The sequence below is a fragment of the Bergeyella porcorum genome (assembly GCF_042427575.1).
GTDB lineage: Bacteria > Bacteroidota > Bacteroidia > Flavobacteriales > Weeksellaceae > Bergeyella > Bergeyella porcorum.
Map to the genome: position 1 here is coordinate 1 of NZ_JBHMFD010000016.1, position 18,733 is coordinate 18,733.

Genomic DNA, 18,733 nt, shown 5'->3' on the forward strand with positions numbered 1-18,733 from the left:
ATCAGAGTTGTTTTCCTAAATCCAAATTTATGAAAAATTTTATTATTGGTATTGATGTTTCTAAAGATACTCTTGATTTTTGTATTCTTGAAAAAGACAATCGTAAAAAGTTTATGCAAGGGGTGATAGCAAACAAAGAAAAAGACATTCTTACTTGGCTCAGACTGACAATCCGAACCCTTTTTTTGAATAGTTTAAAAGCTTATGTCTTACAGCTTAACGCCTACTGCGGAATCGGGTTTTAACCCGACTTTTGAGATGATTTATCCAAAAGGCTTTAGCTAAATTAAAAAAAGTCTTGCTGGGTTTGGTATCCCCCTGAATGCTAAATAGAATTATTGCTCAACGCCTACTGCAGAATTGGGGTTTATTCCGTAAATTTGCCCTTTGAAATTAGGTTTTAATTTCAATAAAGTATATCCAATTAAAAACCATCAATGCAATGTTACCAAAAGTAAATCCCACTAGTACAGCCGCTTGGCAAGAACTTTACCAGCATATAGAAGAACAAAACTTTGACCTAAGAACCCTCTTTCAGCAAGATGCTCAGCGATTTGAAACCTTTTCAGTGAAAGGCAACGGGCTACTGTTTGACTATTCCAAAAACTTAATCAATGCCAAAACCAAAGCGTTGCTTTTACAATTGGCAGAAGAATGCCAGCTGAAAGACGCTATTGCAAAAATGTTTGCAGGGGATAAAATCAATGAAACCGAAGGTAGAGCCGTATTGCACACCGCTTTGAGAGATTTCTCAGAGAGCAAGATAATGGTAGATGGCGAAGATGTAAAACCTGCGGTAAAACGCGTGCTTCATCAGATGAAAACCTTCTCAGAAAAAGTGATTTCTGGGGAGCATAAAGGATTTAGTGGAAAAGAAATTACCGATGTGGTGAATATCGGCATTGGCGGTTCAGACCTAGGGCCTGTGATGGTTTGCTCGGCACTAAAACATTTTAAAACAAGGCTTAATGTTCATTTTGTCTCCAATGTAGATGGCAACCACCTTGCCGAAACGCTGAAAAACCTGAACCCAGAAACCACACTATTCATCATTGCTTCTAAAACATTTACCACCCAAGAAACAATGACCAATGCCCACTCTGCAAAGGATTGGTTTTTGAAAGCAGGGCAAGAGCAAGATGTTGCCAAGCATTTTGTGGCACTATCTACCAATCTAAAAGCAGTAAAAGCATTCGGTATTGATGAAAGCAACGCCTTTGAGTTTTGGGATTGGGTAGGCGGTCGCTATTCGCTTTGGAGTGCCATAGGGCTTAGTATTGTATTAGCAGTGGGGTATGACAATTTTGAACAACTCCTTAGGGGGGCTTATGATACCGATGTGCATTTCCAAACCACAGATTTTGCAGACAATATCCCTGTCCTGATGGGCTTATTGGGTGTATGGTATCGCAATTTCTACGCTGCCTCTTCCTATGCCATTTTACCTTATTCTCAGTATCTGGATAGGTTTGCAGCCTACTTACAGCAAGGCGATATGGAGAGTAATGGCAAGTCTGTGGATAGAAACGGAGCGTTTGTAGATTATGAAACTGGGGCTATCATCTGGGGCGAACCAGGTACCAATGGGCAACACGCTTTCTACCAACTGATTCATCAGGGAACGGAGCTTATCCCCGCAGATTTCTTGGCGTATGTGAAGTCTTGCAATGAGGTAGCAGACCACCAAGAAAAACTATTGGCAAACTTCTTTGCTCAAACCGAAGCTTTAGCCTTTGGTAAAACTGAAAGCGAGGCAAAAGCAGAGCTAGAAGCCTCTAGCCTATCTGAAGAAGAGGTACAGCGTCTTCTGAATCATAAAGTGTTTGTAGGCAACACACCTACCAACTCCTTTTTGTTTGATGCCCTTACACCATTCTCTTTAGGACAGCTTATTGCCTTTTATGAACATAAAATATTTGTACAAGGGATTATCTGGAATGTGTTCAGCTTTGACCAATATGGCGTGGAGCTGGGTAAGGTATTAGCAGGGAAGATATTACCAGAGCTTAGTTCAGAAGAAGATATTACTTCTCACGATAGCTCTACCAATGGCTTGATTAATTACTTTAAGGCACATCGGAAATCCTAAAAGTAATGGTTTTAGCACAAAAAGTAATGAAATGAAAGTAAAAGTAATGAAATAAATCTAAAAGTAAACATAATGGCTAAAATACTAGACGGACTGAAAGTGTCCAAAGACATCAAAAAGGAAATAAAGGAAGAAGTAACCAAAATAGTAGAATCCGGGAAAAGAGCCCCTCATTTGGCTGCCATTTTGGTAGGCGAAAATGGAGCGAGCAAGGCGTATGTTAACAGCAAAGTGAAAGACTGTAAAGAAGTTGGCTTCGGGTCTTCGTTATTAAAGTTTTCAGATACCATCTCAGAAGAGGAACTTTTAGCAGAGATTCAAAAATTGAATAACGACCCTGAAATAGACGGCTTTATTGTTCAACTGCCTCTTCCTAAAGGAATGGACCAAGAGAAAATCATCAATGCCATAGACCCGAAAAAAGATGTAGATGGCTTCCATCCAGAAAACTTTGGAAGAATGGCACTAGAGATGGACGCCTTTCTGCCCGCAACGCCTTACGGCATTATGACCCTCTTGGAACGCTATGACATTGATACCAGAGGGAAAAATTGCGTAGTGATTGGAAGAAGCAGAATAGTAGGTCGCCCTATGAGTATCCTGATGAGCAGCAAAGGGAATCCAGGTGATGCTACCGTTACATTGGTACACAGCCATACTCCCAATATAGAAGAATACACTCAGAAGGCAGATATTATCATTGTAGCTTTAGGAGCACCAAAATACCTTAAAGGGAATATGATAAAAGAAGGTGCCGTGATAGTAGATGTAGGCATTACCCGTGTGGAAGATGACGGCGAAAGAGGCTACCATCTGGAAGGCGATGTGGACTATGAAACCTGCGAGCCAAAAGCCAGCTGGATAACGCCTGTGCCAGGAGGAGTAGGCCCTATGACCCGAGCAATGCTGATGAAAAATACATTGCTTGCATACAAGCGATATAATAAATAATTTTGTGCTGTGATGAGGTCCATCACAGAGAGAAAAAAATGATAGAAAACAACGAAACATTATTACAAGAAGGTAAAATGCTCCCCGTAATGGAGCATTTTTACACTATACAAGGTGAGGGTGCCCACACAGGAAAGGCTGCTTATTTCATCCGATTAGGAGGATGTGATGTAGGATGCCACTGGTGTGATGTGAAGGAAAGCTGGGACCCAAAGCTGCACCCTCTATTAGATGCGGAGCAAGTGGCAGAGACCGCCGCCAAGCATTCTAAAACCATAGTATTAACAGGTGGAGAACCTCTAATGTGGAACCTGAATATCCTCACTCAAAAACTGAAAGACTTAGGCTGCACGATTCATATAGAAACTTCTGGAGCTTATCCTATGAGTGGGCAATTGGACTGGATTACACTGTCGCCTAAAAAAACAGGCTTGCCATTGGAAGAGATTTATTCTAAAGCCAATGAGCTGAAAGTGATTGTTTTTAACCAGCACGATTTTAAATTTGCTCAGGAACAAGCAGCGAAGGTTTCGGCACAATGCAAACTCTACTTGCAGAGCGAATGGAGTAAGCGAGATGAAATGTATCCTAAAATTACCGATTTTATCTTAGAACACCCTCAGTGGCAGGCTTCTGTGCAAACGCATAAGTATCTGAATATCCCTTAATCGCCATTATGCAAAGACTACGGTTTTCCATTTATTTTAAACCCGCTATGATTCTTTTGGACATCGTAGTTTTTGTTGCGGTTTTCTATTTCATTTACCTTAGTCAGTATGCCTTTCGTATAGCAGAACAGGAACATAACGCCATTATTTTATTGGTACTAATTGTATTTTGGGTATTGCTTAGCGGAAAAACAAGGCTGTATCAGGTGAAGCGTAGTCTTACCTTTACCAATTATCTAGAGCGGTTTTTTACTCATTTGTTCATTTTTATGATGATGGCCGCTTTGCTGTCTCGGGTGGTGGAAAATCACTTTCTGAAAGAAAACCTCTATCGAGTAGGAGGTATCTTTTTTGCCGTGATATTCTTTATAAAATCATTGGTGTTTTTCTTTCTAAAATATGCTCGTAGTAAGGGGATTAATGTAAGAAATGTGATGTTTTTGGGGCATAGTGCTTCAATGAAAATCTTGGAACAAACCATCAGAGAAAGGAAAGATTACGGATTTAAAATATTTGATTTTAAAGATTCTAGTATAAGCCCCGCTTTGCTGAAAGATTTCTGGCAAAACAATGGAATCCATACCCTATTTATGCCTTCGGAACCCATTCTTGAAGAAGGTTTACAAGCTAAAATTTTTGAGGAAGCCAAAACCCATCGGGTGAAGATTGTCTTGGTTCCTAATGTAGCAGATAACGAGTATTTTTCTTACGAATTGGCCTATATAGAATCTTTACCGGTTCTTAACCCCATCAGGTTTCCTTTGGATTTTTATAGTAACCAATTGATAAAAAGGATTTTTGATATTGTTTTTTCATTAAGCTTTATTGTACTGATAGGGAGTTGGCTTTACCCTTTGGTAGCGTTGCTCATCAAGATAGATGGCAAGGGGCCTATCTTTTTTATACAGAAAAGATACGGCTATAGAAGTCAGGTTTTTAATTGTATCAAATTCCGAACAATGCGGTGCAGTAATCAGTCTAACATCTTTGATAATCAAGATAATAGAATCACGAAGATAGGTAGATTTTTGCGAAAAACCAGCTTAGATGAGACGCCGCAGTTTATCAATATCCTTTTGGGGGATATGTCGGTAGTAGGACCTCGCCCGCATATGATAATGGTAGATGATTGGTATAAACCTCAAATCCAAAAGTATGGCATAAGAAGTGCCGTAAAACCTGGGCTAACGGGTTTGGCACAGGTGAGTGGCTTCCGAGGGGAGAAAGCCAATATGATGTACGAGATGGAAAAACGCATCTTATCAGATTATTTTTATGTGAAAAACTGGAGTTTTAGCTTAGATATAGTTATTATTTTAAAAACCATTATATTGATTATAGAAGGGGATAACAATGCCCATTAATAAAAAATTATTACTTTCGCAGTATGACAAAAAAATTTCTTACCGCTTTAGGCGAGTATTTTCTACTGATGGGGAAAGCCATCAGACGCCCTCAGAAAGGCAGTGTTTTCTGGAAACTTTTTATGCGGGAGATTCACGACTTGGGTGTGAACTCCTTTGGCTTGGTGGTCTTTACTTCCATTTTCGTGGGGGCAGTTGTGGCCATACAGATGTATAATAACTTTAGTGCTTCTAGTTTTCCTATTCCTACGCCGTTTGTGGGGTATGCTACCAAGGCGGTATTGGTTTTAGAGTTTTCTCCTACCATTATCAGTCTAATTTTGGCAGGTAAAGTAGGTTCTTATATTGCTTCTAGTATTGGGGCAATGAGGGTATCAGAGCAGATAGATGCTTTGGATATTATGGGAGTAAACTCTCCTAATTTTCTCATCTTACCCAAAATATTAGCGTGCGTGGTGTTTAATCCTCTACTGATAGCGCTGAGCCTTGTGGTAGGTATTTTTGGTGGGTATCTTGCTGGGCAAATCACAGGCAATTGGACCTCTGCAGATTATATCTCTGGAATCCAAATGTATATGCCTAATCTATTCTATTACTACGCTTTTATAAAAACAGCGGTATTTGCTTTCATCATTGCCACAGTACCTGCTTACTTCGGTTATAATGTGAGTGGTGGTTCACTAGAAGTGGGTAGAGCCAGTACACAAGCGGTGGTATGGACTATGGTGTTCATCATTATTTCTGAATTATTGTTAACCCAAATGATTTTAAGCTGATGATAGAAGTAAAGAATTTAAAGAAAAGTTTTGATGGCGTAGAAGTCTTGAAAGGCATCAGCACCACATTTGAAACAGGAAAAGTAAACCTCATCATTGGGCAAAGTGGCTCAGGAAAAACGGTTTTTTTGAAATCGCTTCTTAATGTTCACGAGCCTTCTAGTGGCACCATTTTGTTTGATGGAAGAGACATTACGAAGATGGGAAGGGAAGAAAAGCAAATCTTGCGTTCTGAGATAGGAACGGTATTCCAAGGAAGTGCCCTTTTTGATTCCCTTACGGTGGAAGAAAATATTACCTTTCCGCTGGATATGTTCACCAACCTTTCTGCTCGTGAGAAAAAAGAAAGAGCCCAAGAGGTGATGGATAATGTTCATCTAGAAAATGCAGGACAAAAGTTTCCTTCTGAGATTTCTGGAGGGATGCAAAAGCGTGTAGCCATTGCCAGAGCCATTGTGAACAATCCTAAATACCTCTTCTGTGATGAACCCAACTCGGGATTAGACCCTTATACCTCTAATGTTATAGATGACCTCCTTGTAGAAATTACAGAGAAATATCATACCACTACCATTATCAATACCCACGATATGAACTCGGTGATGACTATAGGGCAAAAGATTGTCTATCTAAGGCAAGGCATCCTAGAATGGGAAGGAAGTAAAGACAATGTGATTACGGCGAAAAATAAAAACCTATTAGATTTCGTTTATTCTTCAGAGCTCTTCAAGGAATTGAGAGATTACCTGCTGAGCAATGATAAGACATCAATAGAAAATATATATACAACACCCGAAAAATAATGACAACAATGAAAAAGTTATTTTGTACAGCACTGATAGGTGCATCGGTAGTTGCCTCTGCACAGGTAACACTTTCAGGAAAGGCGAATTTGCTTTTCCCGACACAGGACGGAACTTGGAAAAATACCGTACAAGCGGCACAGAACGCTTACGAAGCTAAAGGAAAAAACAATGTAGGGTTCAATGTAGGTTTGTCTGCAAAGATAGATTTGCCTACGGCTTTATTTGTAATGCCAGAGATTTACTACACTAGTTTTACCAATGAATTTACAGACAAGGTTACCAATACCACCATCGAAGCCAAAAGCAGCCGCGTAGATGTTCCAGTATTGGTAGGGTACAATGTTTTAGGCAAAACATTAGGAGCGTTTATAGGACCAGTGATGAGCTACAACCTAGCTAAAGACAATACCTATAACGATTTTGTAGAAAATGTGAAGAATAATTTTACGGTAGGCTATCAGTTTGGTGCTCAAGCTCAGATAAAGAAACTCATCATCAATGCGAGATATGAAGGAGCTTTCACCAAAGACCAAAGAGACTTCACCAATACCGCTTTTGGTGATTATGTGGTTCGCTATGATAGTCGTCCAAGTATGCTGATACTAGGGGTGGGATATGCGTTTTAATTAAAACCCATTATTCAAACTAAAAAACTCTCCAATAATGTCTAACTATTTGGAGAGTTTTATTTTTAGGTTAAACGTACTAAATTGTATTTTGAAGACACTTGATAAATATACACATTGAATATCAAATCATTATATTTTAACCTTGATTACTTTTGTAGAAAGTAACTGAAGTATAAATCGTTAGTTATTAGTAGATTATAAATTTCGTGCGTTTAGACTAAAGTATTGATGATTTAGTATCTTCTGCAGCTCCTGTATCTTACAAAATAAGGAGATTAAAAGATAGCACAGAGGTAGAAGTAAAAGAAGTTCTGTCTGAAAAAGAACTTCAATATAAGGTAAACTAGATTTATTAAATTTTATTTTATAGAGAGAGTTCGATTTCTGAACTCTCTCGTTTTATATTATTCCTATCTTTACAGTGAAACTGTCACCCCTCAGCTTCGCCTCTTCGCTTTAAAATATCTTTCAAAAGGGCTTCTACTTTCAGTTTTTCTTCCGCATATTTTTGTTGCAATACACTACCTTCTCCCATTCTTTTATAATATTCTAATGCCTTTAATGCAAATTGTTTCCTATTAAAATCTGGAGCGTCTGGAATATTGGGAAAAGCGGTATGGAAAAGCATTTCTGTGTATGCCTGCCACTCGCGTTCATTTTTATCTTCCACCAAAGATTCTGGTGCTTTCTGCCTTACGTGAAGCATTTCGTGGGCAATCATATTAAGAACAAGGCTAAGGTCAAAATCAAAAAGATTCTTAGGAATTTTCACCGTCTGCTTGTCTCCCAAATTGCCTTCTGCTGTGAGCAAAATGGTGTTTTCAGAAACTTCTGGACGGAAATCAAATCCTGCAAAATTGCTATGTTCCAGCCCAAATGAACGGGTGAGAAAATAAGCAGCGTCTAAAATCTGATGGTGAGCCGTATAGGCTTTGATATGGCTCTGAAAAGTATCAAGGTTCATCTCTTAAAGATAAAAATCTGCACCTTGTAAAAGATGCAGATTTTCTAATGGTTTACAATTCAATATTGACTTCTAATTTTTCTGCAAGGAGCTTTGATATTTTCTCTTTTAGAGGTTCAATATCAATATTTTCCATTGCATCATTAGCAAAAGCGTAAAGCAAAAGTGCCTGAGCTTCATTCTTGGAAATTCCTCTTGCACGGAGATAAAACAAGGCATCCTCATTCAGTTGTCCTACTGTACAGCCGTGTGAGCATTTTACATCATCGGCAAAGATTTCCAGCTGAGGCTTGGTATCTATTGTAGCTCCTTCGCTTAGTAATACATTGTTATTCTGCTGATAAGCATTGGTTTTTTGTGCAATTTTATCCACAAAAACTTTACCATTAAACACACCGTGAGCCTTATCCTTGAAAATTCCCTTATAATTTTGGTAGCTCTCGCAATTTGGTTGGTTGTGATGCACGGCGGTATGATGATCCACCAACTGCTCTCCTCCAATGATGGTAACGCCATTCATAAACGAGTTGATATTTTCTCCATTGTGAATGAAATCCAGATTGTTACGCACTAATTTCCCTCCGAAAGAAAAGGTGTTTACGGTAGCCAAACTATCCCTTTCTTGCTTCGCAAAAGTATGGTCTATAAGGTAAGAAGTAGCACTATCGTTTTGGAGTTTATGCCAATCTGCCTTTGCATTAGAATCTACAAAAATCTCTGTTACAGAGTTGGTTAATGTAAAAGATTCATCAAAATTATGATGACTTTCAATGATTTCCACCTTGGAACCTTGCTCGGCAATGAGGAGGTTTCTTACATTATAAAATGTATTTTCTTCCTGATTTTGAGAAAGATAAAACAGATGTATAGGCTTTTCTATCACTGTATTTTTAGGGATATGAAGGAAGAAGCCAAGGTTTTGAAATGCGAAATTCAAATTGGTAAAAGCCAAATCTGGATTGGCAATCGTATTAAAGTACTGCTTCAAAATAGGCTGATATTGCTCTTGATTTTGAACATATTCCAAAGAGAGAAATTCTGCATTTTCTATAGAAACTTTGGACAATTCCTTGTGGAGTTTTCCATTAACGAAAACAATCCAATCAAAATTTTCCTCGCCCAGATGCAATTGATTGAGTTGCTCTTTGGTAATATTATGAGAGGTCTTCGGATGAAAGTTGTATTGCTTCTCCGTAATTTCCTTTAGGTTGGTATATTTGTATTCTTCATCTTTTTTTGTAGGAAATCCAAAACTTAGAAATTTTTCTAAAGCCACATTTTTCTCACCAGAAAGTGAAGATTTTTTTTCTAAAATTTGTTCTAATAGCATAACTCTTCTTTTTTATTCGAGACTTAAAAATTCTTTTTTATTAAATCTCAAAATTAAAGTAACCAGTCATAGCCCTTATCTTCTAATTCTAAAGCAAGGGATTTATCACCCGTTTTGATGATTTTTCCGTCTGCTAAAACGTGAACGAAATCAGGCTGAATATAATTTAAAAGTCTCTGATAATGCGTAATCAATAGCACTGCATTGCCTTCGTTTTTGAAATGATTTACCCCTTCAGAAACAATTCTAAGGGCATCAATATCCAATCCTGAATCGGTTTCATCTAAAATCGCCAATTTAGGATTGAGCATCAGCATTTGGAAAATTTCATTTCTTTTCTTTTCACCTCCAGAAAACCCTTCGTTTAAAGAGCGAGAAAGGAACTCTTTTTTCATTCCCAAAAGCTCAGATTTTTCGCGGATAAGTGCAAGCATTTCCTTCGCTGGCATCTCTTCTAAACCGTTGGCTTTACGCGTTTCGTTAATTGCCGCTTTGATGAAGTTGGTATTAGACACCCCTGGGATTTCCACAGGATATTGGAACGATAAGAAAATCCCTTTGTGAGCTCTTTCCTCAGGAGCATCTTCCACGATGTCCTCTCCCTCGAAAAGAATTTCTCCTTCCGTTACTTCATAATCTTCTTTCCCTGCAATAACCGAGGAAAGCGTAGATTTTCCCGCTCCGTTTGGTCCCATAATGGCGTGAACTTCACCGGGTTTTATTTCCAAATTAATTCCTTTCAATATCTCTACGCCATCTTCTATTCGAGCGTGTAAATTGTTTATGTTAAGCATTTTAATTTATTTTTTTATTGTCAGAATATTTTAGACAATTATTTTAATTAATTTTTTATTACCCCACAGAACCTTCTAGGCTGATTTCCAATAGTTTCTGTGCTTCCACAGCAAATTCCATTGGTAATTTGTTCAAGACTTCTTTACTGAAGCCATTAACAATCAATGCGATGGCTTTTTCTGTATCAATACCTCTTTGGTTGCAATAGAAGATTTGGTCTTCCCCAATCTTGGAAGTTGTAGCCTCGTGCTCCAATTGTGCTGATGGGTCTTTGATTTCAATATAAGGGAAAGTATGAGCCCCACACTCGTTCCCCATCAGAAGAGAATCGCACTGAGAGAAATTTCTCGCTCCCTTTGCCGAGGGCATCACCTTTACCAATCCCCTATAAGAGTTGTTGGATTTACCAGCAGAAATTCCTTTGGAAATAATGGTGGATTTGGTGTTTTTCCCGATGTGAATCATCTTTGTTCCCGTATCGGCATACTGATGCATATTGGTAACTGCAATGGAGTAAAATTCCCCAATGGAGTTGTCGCCTTTCAAAATACAGCTTGGATATTTCCAAGTTACCGCAGAACCTGTTTCCACTTGAGTCCAAGAGATTTTTGCATTTTTCTCGCAAAGCCCTCGCTTCGTTACAAAATTGTAAACGCCTCCTTTTCCGTTTTCATCTCCAGGATACCAATTCTGAACGGTAGAATACTTAATTTCTGCCCCTTCCATAGCGATAAGTTCTACCACCGCAGCGTGCAGTTGGTTCTCATCACGCGATGGAGCTGTACAGCCTTCCAGATACGATACATAAGACCCCTCATCTGCTACCACCAAAGTTCTTTCAAACTGACCTGTACCCGCTTGATTGATACGGAAATAGGTAGAAAGTTCCATTGGACATCTTACCCCTTTGGGGATGTAGCAGAAGGAACCATCTGAAAATACTGCAGAATTGAGTGCTGCATAGAAGTTATCACCTCTCGGCACTACTTTCCCGATGTATTGTTTCACCAAATCTGGATACTCGCGTATCGCCTCCGAAATGGAGCAAAAGATGATGCCCTTTTCCTTCAAAGTTTCTTGGAAGGTGGTTGCTACAGACACAGAGTCCATCACCACATCTACGGCAACGCCCGTGAGTCTTTTCTGTTCATCAAGGGAAATTCCCAGTTTTTCAAAGGTTTTCAAAAGCTCTGGATCTACCTCGTCTAAGCTTTCTAATTCTGGTTTTTTCTTTGGGGCGGCATAATATTTTATAGCTTGAAAATCAGGTTTTTCGTATTTAATGTTCGCCCAATCAGGTTCTTCCATTTTTTGCCAAATTCGGAAAGATTCCAGTCGCCATTCCGTCATCCATTCCGGTTCTTCTTTTTTGGCAGAAATTGCACGGATGATATCCTCGTTCAATCCCGCAGGAAAGTCCTCATACTCAATATCCGTGTAAAACCCAGCTTCATATTCTTTATTTTTAAGGTCTTCCCTTAAATCGTCTTCGGTATATTTCATTATTCAATGTTCAAAATTCTATATTCAATGTTTAAGGTTCAATATTTAATCGTTTATTGATATTTAGAACCTTTCATTTTGCTATTTTTTAAATAATTAATAAATGCACTTATCTTTTTGCTTAAAACCAAAGTTTGATTCATAAGTGCATCAAATGTTTCTTCATCTATAAAGTTTCTGTCTTTCACTCTGTAAAGCTGAAACCTAACTTCCCCACAAGATGCTTTTGCTATGGACAAAAATTGGATAAATTCTTTATTTCCGTTTCGTTCAAATCCTTCAGCAATATTATCCATAATAGAGCCCGATGCTCCATCCATTTGATTCCAAAGTCTAAAATTATTCTTCAAGGGAGTTTCTTCAATTATCTTAAAAACATCATTACACAATATTCTTGATAATTGCCAAATTTCTAGATCTTCAAATCTACTAATAGTTCCCATTTTAATTTTAAAGTTTATACCAACAACCTTGAACTTTAAATTTTAAACTTTGAACTAGCTACAATGAAAAACTCTCGCCGCAGCCGCAGGTTCGGGCGGCGTTGGGATTGTTGAAGACAAAGCCCTTGCCATTGAGCCCACCAGAGTATTCCAAAGTAGTGCCTGCAAGATAAAGAATAGATTTTTTATCCACAATTATTTTGATGCCATTATCTTCAAAAACTTGGTCGGAGTCGTTTTTTTCTTTGTCAAATTTTAGAACATATTCCAATCCAGAGCAACCGCCACTCTTTACGCCCACTCTTATATAGTCGGTTTCAGCATTGAAACCATCTTCTGTCATTAGTTGTATCGCCTTTTGTTTGGCTTGGTCAGAAACTTTTATCATTGTTTTTAATTAGAATGATTTTAGATTGCAAAAGTACAAACTATTCGGTTGATTTTCAAATTTGCCTTTTCTTTTTGCCTATCTTCGCGATTGATAAATTTTAACTTATTCCCCATCGCTGTATCTAAGCAAGAAATAGACCTTTAATGAAAAAAATAATCGTATTACTGAGCTTGTCTGTTTCTGCACTGGCATTCTCGCAGGCAACAAGGTTTGTGTATCAGGTAACAATGAAACCAAATGCAAATGATAAATCTGATGTGAAAACCGAATTGGCTTACTTAGATGTGACGCCAGAAAAATCGGTATTCGTTTCGGAAAAAAGTGTTAAAAGAGATTCTTTAATGGAACGAATGCGAGCCACGAATAATTTTTCTTTCAATAGAGAGCAGATGGATGCCCTCCGTTCTAATATCAATTATACTATTGAAAAGGATTTGATTAATAAAAAAACATCGCACAAGCAAAGGATTGGTAGAGATGTCTATACTTACGAAGAAGATAGAGCCCTAGAATGGAAAATCCTCCCTGAAACAATGATGATAGACCAATACAAAGCTCAAAAAGCCAGTACTACCTTTGCCGGTAGGGTTTGGAATGCTTGGTTTACGATGGATATTCCATTTCAAGATGGTCCTTATAAGTTTTCTGGGCTTCCGGGATTGGTTTTAAAAGTGGAAGATGAGCAAGGGGATTATAGTTTTGACTTGAGGGAGAGCAAAAAGATAGAAGCTCTAGCCAGCACTCAGCAAAGAGGAACTGTTGTAAAACTAAAGCGTAAAGATTTTGAAAAACAACAAGATAAGTTTCAGAAAGATCCTTCTTCGTTTTTTAATGGTGCAATGATGGGAGGTGGCAGACCAAGTGGCAATAGACAGCCAGATCCTAATAGAATGCGAGAAATGGAAAACAGAATCAAAGAAGAGATTGCCAAGAACAACAATCCTATTGAGTTGCCAGAGAAAAAATGATACTCAAAAAAAATTAAATCCCTAAATTCTATTTATCATCAAATTCTAAAATTGGAATTTTAGCCTGTTCATACAAATCATAAACAGGATTTAGCCAATAATCTTCTGGGAAAGAAGTTGGTTTTATAGCATAAGTTTTTACATTTGGAAAATCCCTTAATGTAGGAGCTTCCCTACTGAAAAAAGTATAAATTTCATATTGAGTATCTGTAATTTAGGATATGGCTACTTTTTGGAGAGATTAATCCTTTTTGCAAAAACCCTGCGTTTCATCTATATACACCAAGCTATCGCCGTGGTCTTCGCTAATGTGATTGAGAACTTTCGCGGTTTTTACTTTTTTAAATAATTCTTCAACAAAAAATTGGGTTTCAAAAAACTGACGGTGGATGCCTTTGAGCATTTCCTCAAAAAGTATCATTCCCACTGTATTATTATGCAAGTCCATTTTCTTTTCCAATGGTTCGTTGGGGAAAAGCTCCTCGTGCAGGTCGGTAATTTTTTTACAGAAGTCTAATGATTTTTTGGGAGACGATATTTTGCAACAATACATCGGAATCAGACAACACCACAAGGCGTGGCGAAAAGCATTGCCGATGCCACTGTTGGAATTGGTTTTAGGGAAAAACTTCTTGGCTAAGGCAAAGGTTTTCAGCGTAGCATAGAAACTGAGAATAGAGAATAAAGGATGTTTTAACACGAGGCTCAGCAGGGTTATAACCTTCTGAAAAGATAAAGATTTTATTGCACGGATGAAAATGATAATTGGTTTCATAGAAATAAAAAACGCCCGATTTAGAAAAGTATCGGGCTAGTTTTATTGGTTTAAGTTAATTCTTTTTAAGCATTGGTAAGCAAGGCTACAGTCTGTGCTACCTTATCTTTCGCCTCCGTTCTTTTCACAATGAAATCTACAAATCCTTTTTCTAATAGAAATTCGGAGGTTTGGAATCCTTCTGGTAAGTCTTTACCAATAGTTTCACGGATTACCCTTGGGCCAGCAAAGCCAATCAGAGCTCCCGGTTCTGCCATAATGATATCTGCCGTCATAGCAAAAGAAGCGGTAATTCCTCCAAAAGTAGGGTCGCACAGATAGGCAATATACGGCAGACCAGCATCTGAAAGCTGAGCCAGTTTTGCTTGTACTTTAGCCAACTGCATTAGTGATAGAGCGGCCTCTTGCATTCTAGCACCTCCCGATTGGCAAATAATCATATACGGAAGTTTGTTCTTGATGCAATAGTCTATCGCTCTTCGGATTTTCTCACCCATTACCGAGCCTAAAGAGCCTCCGATGAAAGCAAAATCCATACAAGAGATAACCATCTTTTGTCCACTTACGGTTCCTACAGCATTGCTGATGGAGTCGTTAAGTTTTGTTTTGGCTTTCACCTCCTTAAGGCGGTCGGTATAAGATTTTGTATCTTTGAAGGAAAGCATATCTACACTTTCCACTTTGGTATCAAGCTCTTTGTATTTGCTTTCATCAAAGAATAAATCAAAAAACTCTTTGCTGCCTATTCTTACGTGGAAACCATCTTCTGGAGAAACGAAATTATTTCTACGAAGTTCTTCGTGCTCTACAATCTTCCCTGAAGGGGTTTTGTGCCATAGTCCTTTAGGGACATCTTTTTTCTCGTCTGTAGAAGTGGTGATATTTTTTGCTTTTCTTTTAAACCAATCAAATGCCATTGATGTACAATTTTAAATTAAAAAAATAGATTTTCAGACCCCAAAGATAAGAAATCTGAAAATCTAATGGACAAAAAAACTTTTACAAAGTATTGATGTTGTTCAAATCTTCAAAAGCCTGTACCAATCTCTTAGAGAAAGTTTCTTCTCCTTTTCTTACCCATACCCTTGGGTCATAGAATTTTTTGTTTGGCTTATCATCACCCTCTGGGTTTCCGATTTGAGCTTTCAAGTATTCTGCTTTTTCAGACATATAGTCTCTGATGCCTTCTGTGTAAGCAAACTGAAGGTCTGTGTCAATATTCATTTTGATAACACCGTAGTCAATCGCTTCTCTGATTTCCTCCAAAGAAGAGCCAGAACCACCGTGGAATACGAAGTTGATAGGCTTCTCTGCTGTACCGAATTTTTCTTGTACAAATTTCTGAGAATTATCTAAGATTTTCGGTGTTAGTTTCACATTTCCTGGTTTGTAAACCCCGTGAACATTCCCGAATGCTGCGGCTACCGTGAAGTTTGGAGAGATGGCTTTTAGCCTTTCGTATGCGTATGCCACTTCCTCTGGCTGAGTATAGAGTTTAGAAGAATCTACTCCTGTGTTATCCACGCCGTCTTCTTCACCACCTGTTACACCCAATTCAATTTCCAAGGTCATTCCTAGTTTTGCCATTCTTTCAAAATATTGGCAAGAGATGTCCATATTTTCTTCTAAAGACTCTTCAGAAAGGTCTAGCATATGAGAAGAGTAAAGGGATTTTCCTGTTTGCTTGTAAAACTCTTCGTTGGCATCCATTAGCCCGTCTATCCAAGGGAGAAGTTTTTTAGCACAATGGTCGGTATGAAGGATTACCGTAGCACCATAAGCCTCTGCTAAGGTGTGGATGTGCTTAGCACCAGCGATGCCTCCTAAGATGGCTGCTTTTTGCCCATCATTGCTAAGACCTTTTCCAGCGTTGTAAGCAGCACCGCCGTTAGAAAACTGGATGATAACAGGAGAATTAAGCTTTGCTGCGGTTTCTAGCGTTGCATTAACATTGCTAGAGCCGATGACATTAACTGCCGGAAGGGCAAATCTATTCTCTTTTGCATATTGGAAAATGTCTGTAACCAATTGTCCTGTGGCAACACCTGCCGGAAATTTTCTGCTCATAATTTTTACTTTTTTTAAGATGAAATTAATTTAAATTTTTTTATTTAGCCAAAGTTAAGGATTTTAAACCAAAAAAGCATCAGTTTCTTTTATCTTTTCCCCAAAGTAATTTTTGCCTGATGGTTTCGTAGAAGCTTAAATGTTTAGGTTGGATTAATGAAATGCTGAAGTTTGCCTTTTGGATAACCAATTCCACATCGGTATCTATGTGTATTAGCCGAGAATCTAATGACAGCGAATACTGTGGTACGCGGCTTTCTACTCTTAATCGGAATACGGCATCATCTTTTACAATGAGAGGTCTTACATTCAGATTATGAGGGGCTATGGGGGTGATGACGAAGTTGTCGTTCTCTGGAGAGATGATAGGGCCACCACAGCTGAGAGAGTAGGCGGTGGAACCCGTAGGGGTAGAGATAATAACGCCGTCGCCCCAAAAGACATTGAGAAACTCATCGTTGATATAAGAATCTACCGTAATCATAGAGGTGGTCTCTCTACGGGAAATGGTAATATCATTGAGGGCATATGGGAAGAAATCCTCGCTCTTAGGGGAAACCACTTCTATTACAGACCTTTTAGAGATGTTTACCTCTCCTTTCAGGATGTTGTCTAACTCCTTGAAGACGCCTTCTTTGGTAAAACTCGCCAAGAAACCAAGTCGCCCGATATTAACTCCCACTATAGGGATATTGGTATCCTGAATGAAGAGCAATGCCGTAACCAAAGTGCCATCGCCCCCGAAGGTGAAAAGAATCTGTGCATTTTCTGATAGCAAATCTTCCTTGCAACTGAAAGTTGTAAATTGCTTAGAAAACTGCATCGCTTCTGCCATTTCGGTATGCAAGATGGTCTTTATACCTCTGCTATCCAATTCGGAGATGAATTTACTGATGTAGAGAAAGGTGTCTAAATCACTTTTTTGAGTATAGATTGCTGCTACCATAGTCTAAATTTCCAAATATTTTTGAAAGAAGCCAAAGCGGTCTTTCATCAGTTGTTCTTTTTCGTCTTCGTAATGTTTATGCACCACGCTATAGCCATAGCGTTCAAAGGTTTCGTCTATGGAAGCCAGATGCTCTCCGCTGATTTTTAGTGTAATCAAAACGCCATCTTCGTTAAAGCCACTCACATAGCAACCATAGATTTTAGCATTGTTGCCTTCTACAATTTTGGTAACTTCGGCTAATGAATAGTGTGGGGTATTGGTCTGAACCGTGAGTACCGCTCCATTTTCTGAAAACAGTGGATATTTTGAAAATTCACTGAAAATATCATCACAAGAGATGTAGCCCACATAGTTTTCATTTTTTCCTATAACGGGAACTACATTGGCATAAAAACTATGAAAAAGCTTGATGGTGTCTAATATATTACCATCTTCTACAATGGCAAATTTCTCAAAATGAATTTCCAAACTGCCCAAGTTGCCCTCTGGGCTTTCTTCTAAAAAACTCTGGCTAAGAGCACCTGCATACGCATTGTTTTTGGTGATAAAAACATGTGAATAGCCAAATTCTTTAGCCGTTTCGCAAGCCTCTTCTATAGAATCTGAGATGCGAAACGCGGGAAAATCCTTTGAAATATAGTCCTGAATAAACATTAGGCTAAGATAATAAAAAAATCAACATTGCGATATATTGATTTCTGTCATCTTTATTCTAAATTGAGCGTTAGGCTTTAAGCGATAAGCGATAAGCTTTTAAATTGTGTAAAGAAAAACCTCGAAATATTATCTTGAGCGAAGGGTAATGCGTTTTCTGCGTTTAATCTAAAAGATTCAAAGTTTTCAATAGGGTCGGGTTTTAACCCGACTTTCAAGGAGGATTCCCTAAAAGGCTTTAGACAAATTGAAAAAATTACAGGGTCTAGCTTCATTCCAAGTGGGAAAGTCTTAGCCCCATCTAGGTCTAGCCTCATTCCGAGTGGGAAATCGTTAGACCCATCTAGGTCTAGCTTCATTCCGAGTGGGAAATCGTTAGACCCATCTAGGTCTAGCTTCATTCCAAGCGGGAAAGTCTTAGACCCATCTAGGTCTAGCTTCATTCCAAGCGGGAAAGTCTTAGACCCATCTAGGTCTAGCTTCATTCCGAGCGGGAAAGTCTTAGACCCATCTAGGTCTAGCTTCATTCCGAGTGGGAAATCCTTAGCCCCATCTAGGTCTAGCCTCATTCCGTAAGGAAATAGGTCAGCTTTATACCTTTTAACCATCTA

Annotated in this window: 21 protein-coding genes; 9 read left to right on the plus strand and 12 right to left on the minus strand. The window is 38.5% G+C overall.

Annotated features, from left to right (window positions below; genetic code table 11):
* Positions 1 to 29: 29 nt before the first annotated feature.
* The 8 genes from ACFFUE_RS09960 to ACFFUE_RS09995 all read left to right on the plus strand — a co-directional run bounded on the left by ACFFUE_RS09960 (position 30) and on the right by ACFFUE_RS09995 (position 7,280).
* On the plus strand, positions 30 to 245 hold the full coding sequence (locus tag ACFFUE_RS09960; protein ID WP_376834957.1) for a hypothetical protein: 216 nt from the start codon (positions 30 to 32) through the stop codon (positions 243 to 245).
* Positions 246 to 442: 197 nt separating this feature from the next.
* Entirely contained in the window at positions 443 to 2,089 is a 1,647-nt protein-coding gene (pgi, locus tag ACFFUE_RS09965) for a glucose-6-phosphate isomerase (RefSeq protein ID WP_376834959.1), read from the plus strand.
* Positions 2,090 to 2,161: 72 nt separating this feature from the next.
* Positions 2,162 to 3,040, plus strand: coding sequence for a bifunctional methylenetetrahydrofolate dehydrogenase/methenyltetrahydrofolate cyclohydrolase FolD (gene folD / locus ACFFUE_RS09970; protein ID WP_376834961.1), 879 nt, complete (start codon positions 2,162 to 2,164; stop codon positions 3,038 to 3,040).
* A 38-nt stretch (positions 3,041 to 3,078) separates the two neighbouring features.
* Positions 3,079 to 3,708: a 7-carboxy-7-deazaguanine synthase QueE gene (locus ACFFUE_RS09975; protein ID WP_376834963.1), complete on the plus strand. Its 630-nt coding sequence runs from the start codon at positions 3,079 to 3,081 to the stop codon at positions 3,706 to 3,708.
* Between the two features lie 8 nt (positions 3,709 to 3,716).
* Positions 3,717 to 5,072, plus strand: a complete 1,356-nt coding sequence (locus ACFFUE_RS09980) for an exopolysaccharide biosynthesis polyprenyl glycosylphosphotransferase (RefSeq protein WP_376834965.1) — start codon at positions 3,717 to 3,719, stop codon at positions 5,070 to 5,072.
* A gap of 23 nt (positions 5,073 to 5,095) precedes the next feature.
* The gene (locus tag ACFFUE_RS09985; RefSeq protein WP_376834967.1) at positions 5,096 to 5,848 is read left to right on the plus strand and encodes an MlaE family ABC transporter permease; all 753 of its coding nucleotides are present in this window, start codon (positions 5,096 to 5,098) and stop codon (positions 5,846 to 5,848) included.
* Positions 5,848 to 6,651, plus strand: a complete 804-nt coding sequence (locus ACFFUE_RS09990) for an ABC transporter ATP-binding protein (RefSeq protein WP_376834969.1) — start codon at positions 5,848 to 5,850, stop codon at positions 6,649 to 6,651. The genes ACFFUE_RS09985 and ACFFUE_RS09990 overlap by 1 nt, the downstream gene beginning before the upstream one ends.
* Before the next feature lie 8 nt (positions 6,652 to 6,659).
* Positions 6,660 to 7,280: an outer membrane beta-barrel protein gene (locus ACFFUE_RS09995; RefSeq protein WP_376834971.1), complete on the plus strand. Its 621-nt coding sequence runs from the start codon at positions 6,660 to 6,662 to the stop codon at positions 7,278 to 7,280.
* Between the two features lie 433 nt (positions 7,281 to 7,713).
* Here ACFFUE_RS09995 and ACFFUE_RS10000 read toward each other — a convergent pair whose 3' ends face one another.
* From ACFFUE_RS10000 to ACFFUE_RS10025, 6 genes are read right to left on the minus strand one after another with little or no spacing between them, the layout of a single operon-like run.
* On the minus strand, positions 7,714 to 8,247 hold the full coding sequence (locus tag ACFFUE_RS10000) for a hypothetical protein (protein ID WP_327983603.1): 534 nt from the start codon (positions 8,245 to 8,247) through the stop codon (positions 7,714 to 7,716).
* Positions 8,248 to 8,299: 52 nt separating this feature from the next.
* A complete protein-coding gene (sufD, locus tag ACFFUE_RS10005; RefSeq protein WP_376834973.1) occupies positions 8,300 to 9,577 on the minus strand; it encodes a Fe-S cluster assembly protein SufD in 1,278 nt (425 codons plus the stop codon).
* A 53-nt stretch (positions 9,578 to 9,630) separates the two neighbouring features.
* Positions 9,631 to 10,371: a Fe-S cluster assembly ATPase SufC gene (gene sufC, locus ACFFUE_RS10010; RefSeq protein WP_376834975.1), complete on the minus strand. Its 741-nt coding sequence runs from the start codon at positions 10,369 to 10,371 to the stop codon at positions 9,631 to 9,633.
* A 58-nt stretch (positions 10,372 to 10,429) separates the two neighbouring features.
* Positions 10,430 to 11,878, minus strand: coding sequence for a Fe-S cluster assembly protein SufB (gene sufB, locus ACFFUE_RS10015; protein ID WP_512699042.1), 1,449 nt, complete (start codon positions 11,876 to 11,878; stop codon positions 10,430 to 10,432).
* A gap of 50 nt (positions 11,879 to 11,928) precedes the next feature.
* Positions 11,929 to 12,318: a four helix bundle protein gene (locus ACFFUE_RS10020; protein WP_376834980.1), complete on the minus strand. Its 390-nt coding sequence runs from the start codon at positions 12,316 to 12,318 to the stop codon at positions 11,929 to 11,931.
* Between the two features lie 58 nt (positions 12,319 to 12,376).
* On the minus strand, positions 12,377 to 12,706 hold the full coding sequence (locus tag ACFFUE_RS10025) for a HesB/IscA family protein (protein ID WP_327983605.1): 330 nt from the start codon (positions 12,704 to 12,706) through the stop codon (positions 12,377 to 12,379).
* A 146-nt stretch (positions 12,707 to 12,852) separates the two neighbouring features.
* Here ACFFUE_RS10025 and ACFFUE_RS10030 point away from each other — a divergent pair, with 146 nt between their 5' ends.
* Positions 12,853 to 13,677, plus strand: coding sequence for a GLPGLI family protein (locus ACFFUE_RS10030; protein ID WP_376834982.1), 825 nt, complete (start codon positions 12,853 to 12,855; stop codon positions 13,675 to 13,677).
* Between the two features lie 241 nt (positions 13,678 to 13,918).
* Here ACFFUE_RS10030 and ACFFUE_RS10035 read toward each other — a convergent pair whose 3' ends face one another.
* The 6 genes from ACFFUE_RS10035 to ACFFUE_RS10060 all read right to left on the minus strand — a co-directional run bounded on the left by ACFFUE_RS10035 (position 13,919) and on the right by ACFFUE_RS10060 (position 18,730).
* A complete protein-coding gene (locus ACFFUE_RS10035; RefSeq protein ID WP_376834984.1) occupies positions 13,919 to 14,452 on the minus strand; it encodes a DUF6973 domain-containing protein in 534 nt (177 codons plus the stop codon).
* A gap of 65 nt (positions 14,453 to 14,517) precedes the next feature.
* A complete protein-coding gene (gene accD, locus ACFFUE_RS10040) occupies positions 14,518 to 15,369 on the minus strand; it encodes an acetyl-CoA carboxylase, carboxyltransferase subunit beta (protein ID WP_376834986.1) in 852 nt (283 codons plus the stop codon).
* A gap of 82 nt (positions 15,370 to 15,451) precedes the next feature.
* Positions 15,452 to 16,519, minus strand: a complete 1,068-nt coding sequence (gene fbaA / locus ACFFUE_RS10045; protein ID WP_376834988.1) for a class II fructose-bisphosphate aldolase — start codon at positions 16,517 to 16,519, stop codon at positions 15,452 to 15,454.
* A 79-nt stretch (positions 16,520 to 16,598) separates the two neighbouring features.
* A complete protein-coding gene (locus tag ACFFUE_RS10050; RefSeq protein WP_376834990.1) occupies positions 16,599 to 17,465 on the minus strand; it encodes an NAD kinase in 867 nt (288 codons plus the stop codon).
* 3 nt (positions 17,466 to 17,468) lie between these two features.
* A complete protein-coding gene (locus ACFFUE_RS10055) occupies positions 17,469 to 18,122 on the minus strand; it encodes a CBS domain-containing protein (RefSeq protein WP_376834992.1) in 654 nt (217 codons plus the stop codon).
* 77 nt (positions 18,123 to 18,199) lie between these two features.
* A complete protein-coding gene (locus ACFFUE_RS10060) occupies positions 18,200 to 18,730 on the minus strand; it encodes a hypothetical protein (RefSeq protein WP_376834994.1) in 531 nt (176 codons plus the stop codon).
* Positions 18,731 to 18,733: the final 3 nt, after the last annotated feature.

Excerpts from the sequence above, each read along its gene's own strand:
- ACFFUE_RS09960 (WP_376834957.1), top strand. The coding sequence starts at position 30 with ATGAAAAATTTTATTATTGGTATTGATGTTTCTAAAGATACTCTTGAT.
- pgi (WP_376834959.1), top strand. The coding sequence starts at position 443 with ATGTTACCAAAAGTAAATCCCACTAGTACAGCCGCTTGGCAAGAACTT.
- folD (WP_376834961.1), top strand. The coding sequence starts at position 2,162 with ATGGCTAAAATACTAGACGGACTGAAAGTGTCCAAAGACATCAAAAAG.
- ACFFUE_RS09975 (WP_376834963.1), top strand. The coding sequence starts at position 3,079 with ATGATAGAAAACAACGAAACATTATTACAAGAAGGTAAAATGCTCCCC.
- ACFFUE_RS09980 (WP_376834965.1), top strand. The coding sequence starts at position 3,717 with ATGCAAAGACTACGGTTTTCCATTTATTTTAAACCCGCTATGATTCTT.
- ACFFUE_RS09985 (WP_376834967.1), top strand. The coding sequence starts at position 5,096 with ATGACAAAAAAATTTCTTACCGCTTTAGGCGAGTATTTTCTACTGATG.
- ACFFUE_RS09990 (WP_376834969.1), top strand. The coding sequence starts at position 5,848 with ATGATAGAAGTAAAGAATTTAAAGAAAAGTTTTGATGGCGTAGAAGTC.
- ACFFUE_RS09995 (WP_376834971.1), top strand. The coding sequence starts at position 6,660 with ATGAAAAAGTTATTTTGTACAGCACTGATAGGTGCATCGGTAGTTGCC.
- ACFFUE_RS10000 (WP_327983603.1), bottom strand. The coding sequence starts at position 8,247 with ATGAACCTTGATACTTTTCAGAGCCATATCAAAGCCTATACGGCTCAC.
- sufD (WP_376834973.1), bottom strand. The coding sequence starts at position 9,577 with ATGCTATTAGAACAAATTTTAGAAAAAAAATCTTCACTTTCTGGTGAG.
- sufC (WP_376834975.1), bottom strand. The coding sequence starts at position 10,371 with ATGCTTAACATAAACAATTTACACGCTCGAATAGAAGATGGCGTAGAG.
- ACFFUE_RS10020 (WP_376834980.1), bottom strand. The coding sequence starts at position 12,318 with ATGGGAACTATTAGTAGATTTGAAGATCTAGAAATTTGGCAATTATCA.
- ACFFUE_RS10025 (WP_327983605.1), bottom strand. The coding sequence starts at position 12,706 with ATGATAAAAGTTTCTGACCAAGCCAAACAAAAGGCGATACAACTAATG.
- ACFFUE_RS10030 (WP_376834982.1), top strand. The coding sequence starts at position 12,853 with ATGAAAAAAATAATCGTATTACTGAGCTTGTCTGTTTCTGCACTGGCA.
- ACFFUE_RS10035 (WP_376834984.1), bottom strand. The coding sequence starts at position 14,452 with ATGAAACCAATTATCATTTTCATCCGTGCAATAAAATCTTTATCTTTT.
- accD (WP_376834986.1), bottom strand. The coding sequence starts at position 15,369 with ATGGCATTTGATTGGTTTAAAAGAAAAGCAAAAAATATCACCACTTCT.
- fbaA (WP_376834988.1), bottom strand. The coding sequence starts at position 16,519 with ATGAGCAGAAAATTTCCGGCAGGTGTTGCCACAGGACAATTGGTTACA.
- ACFFUE_RS10050 (WP_376834990.1), bottom strand. The coding sequence starts at position 17,465 with ATGGTAGCAGCAATCTATACTCAAAAAAGTGATTTAGACACCTTTCTC.
- ACFFUE_RS10055 (WP_376834992.1), bottom strand. The coding sequence starts at position 18,122 with ATGTTTATTCAGGACTATATTTCAAAGGATTTTCCCGCGTTTCGCATC.
- ACFFUE_RS10060 (WP_376834994.1), bottom strand. The coding sequence starts at position 18,730 with ATGGTTAAAAGGTATAAAGCTGACCTATTTCCTTACGGAATGAGGCTA.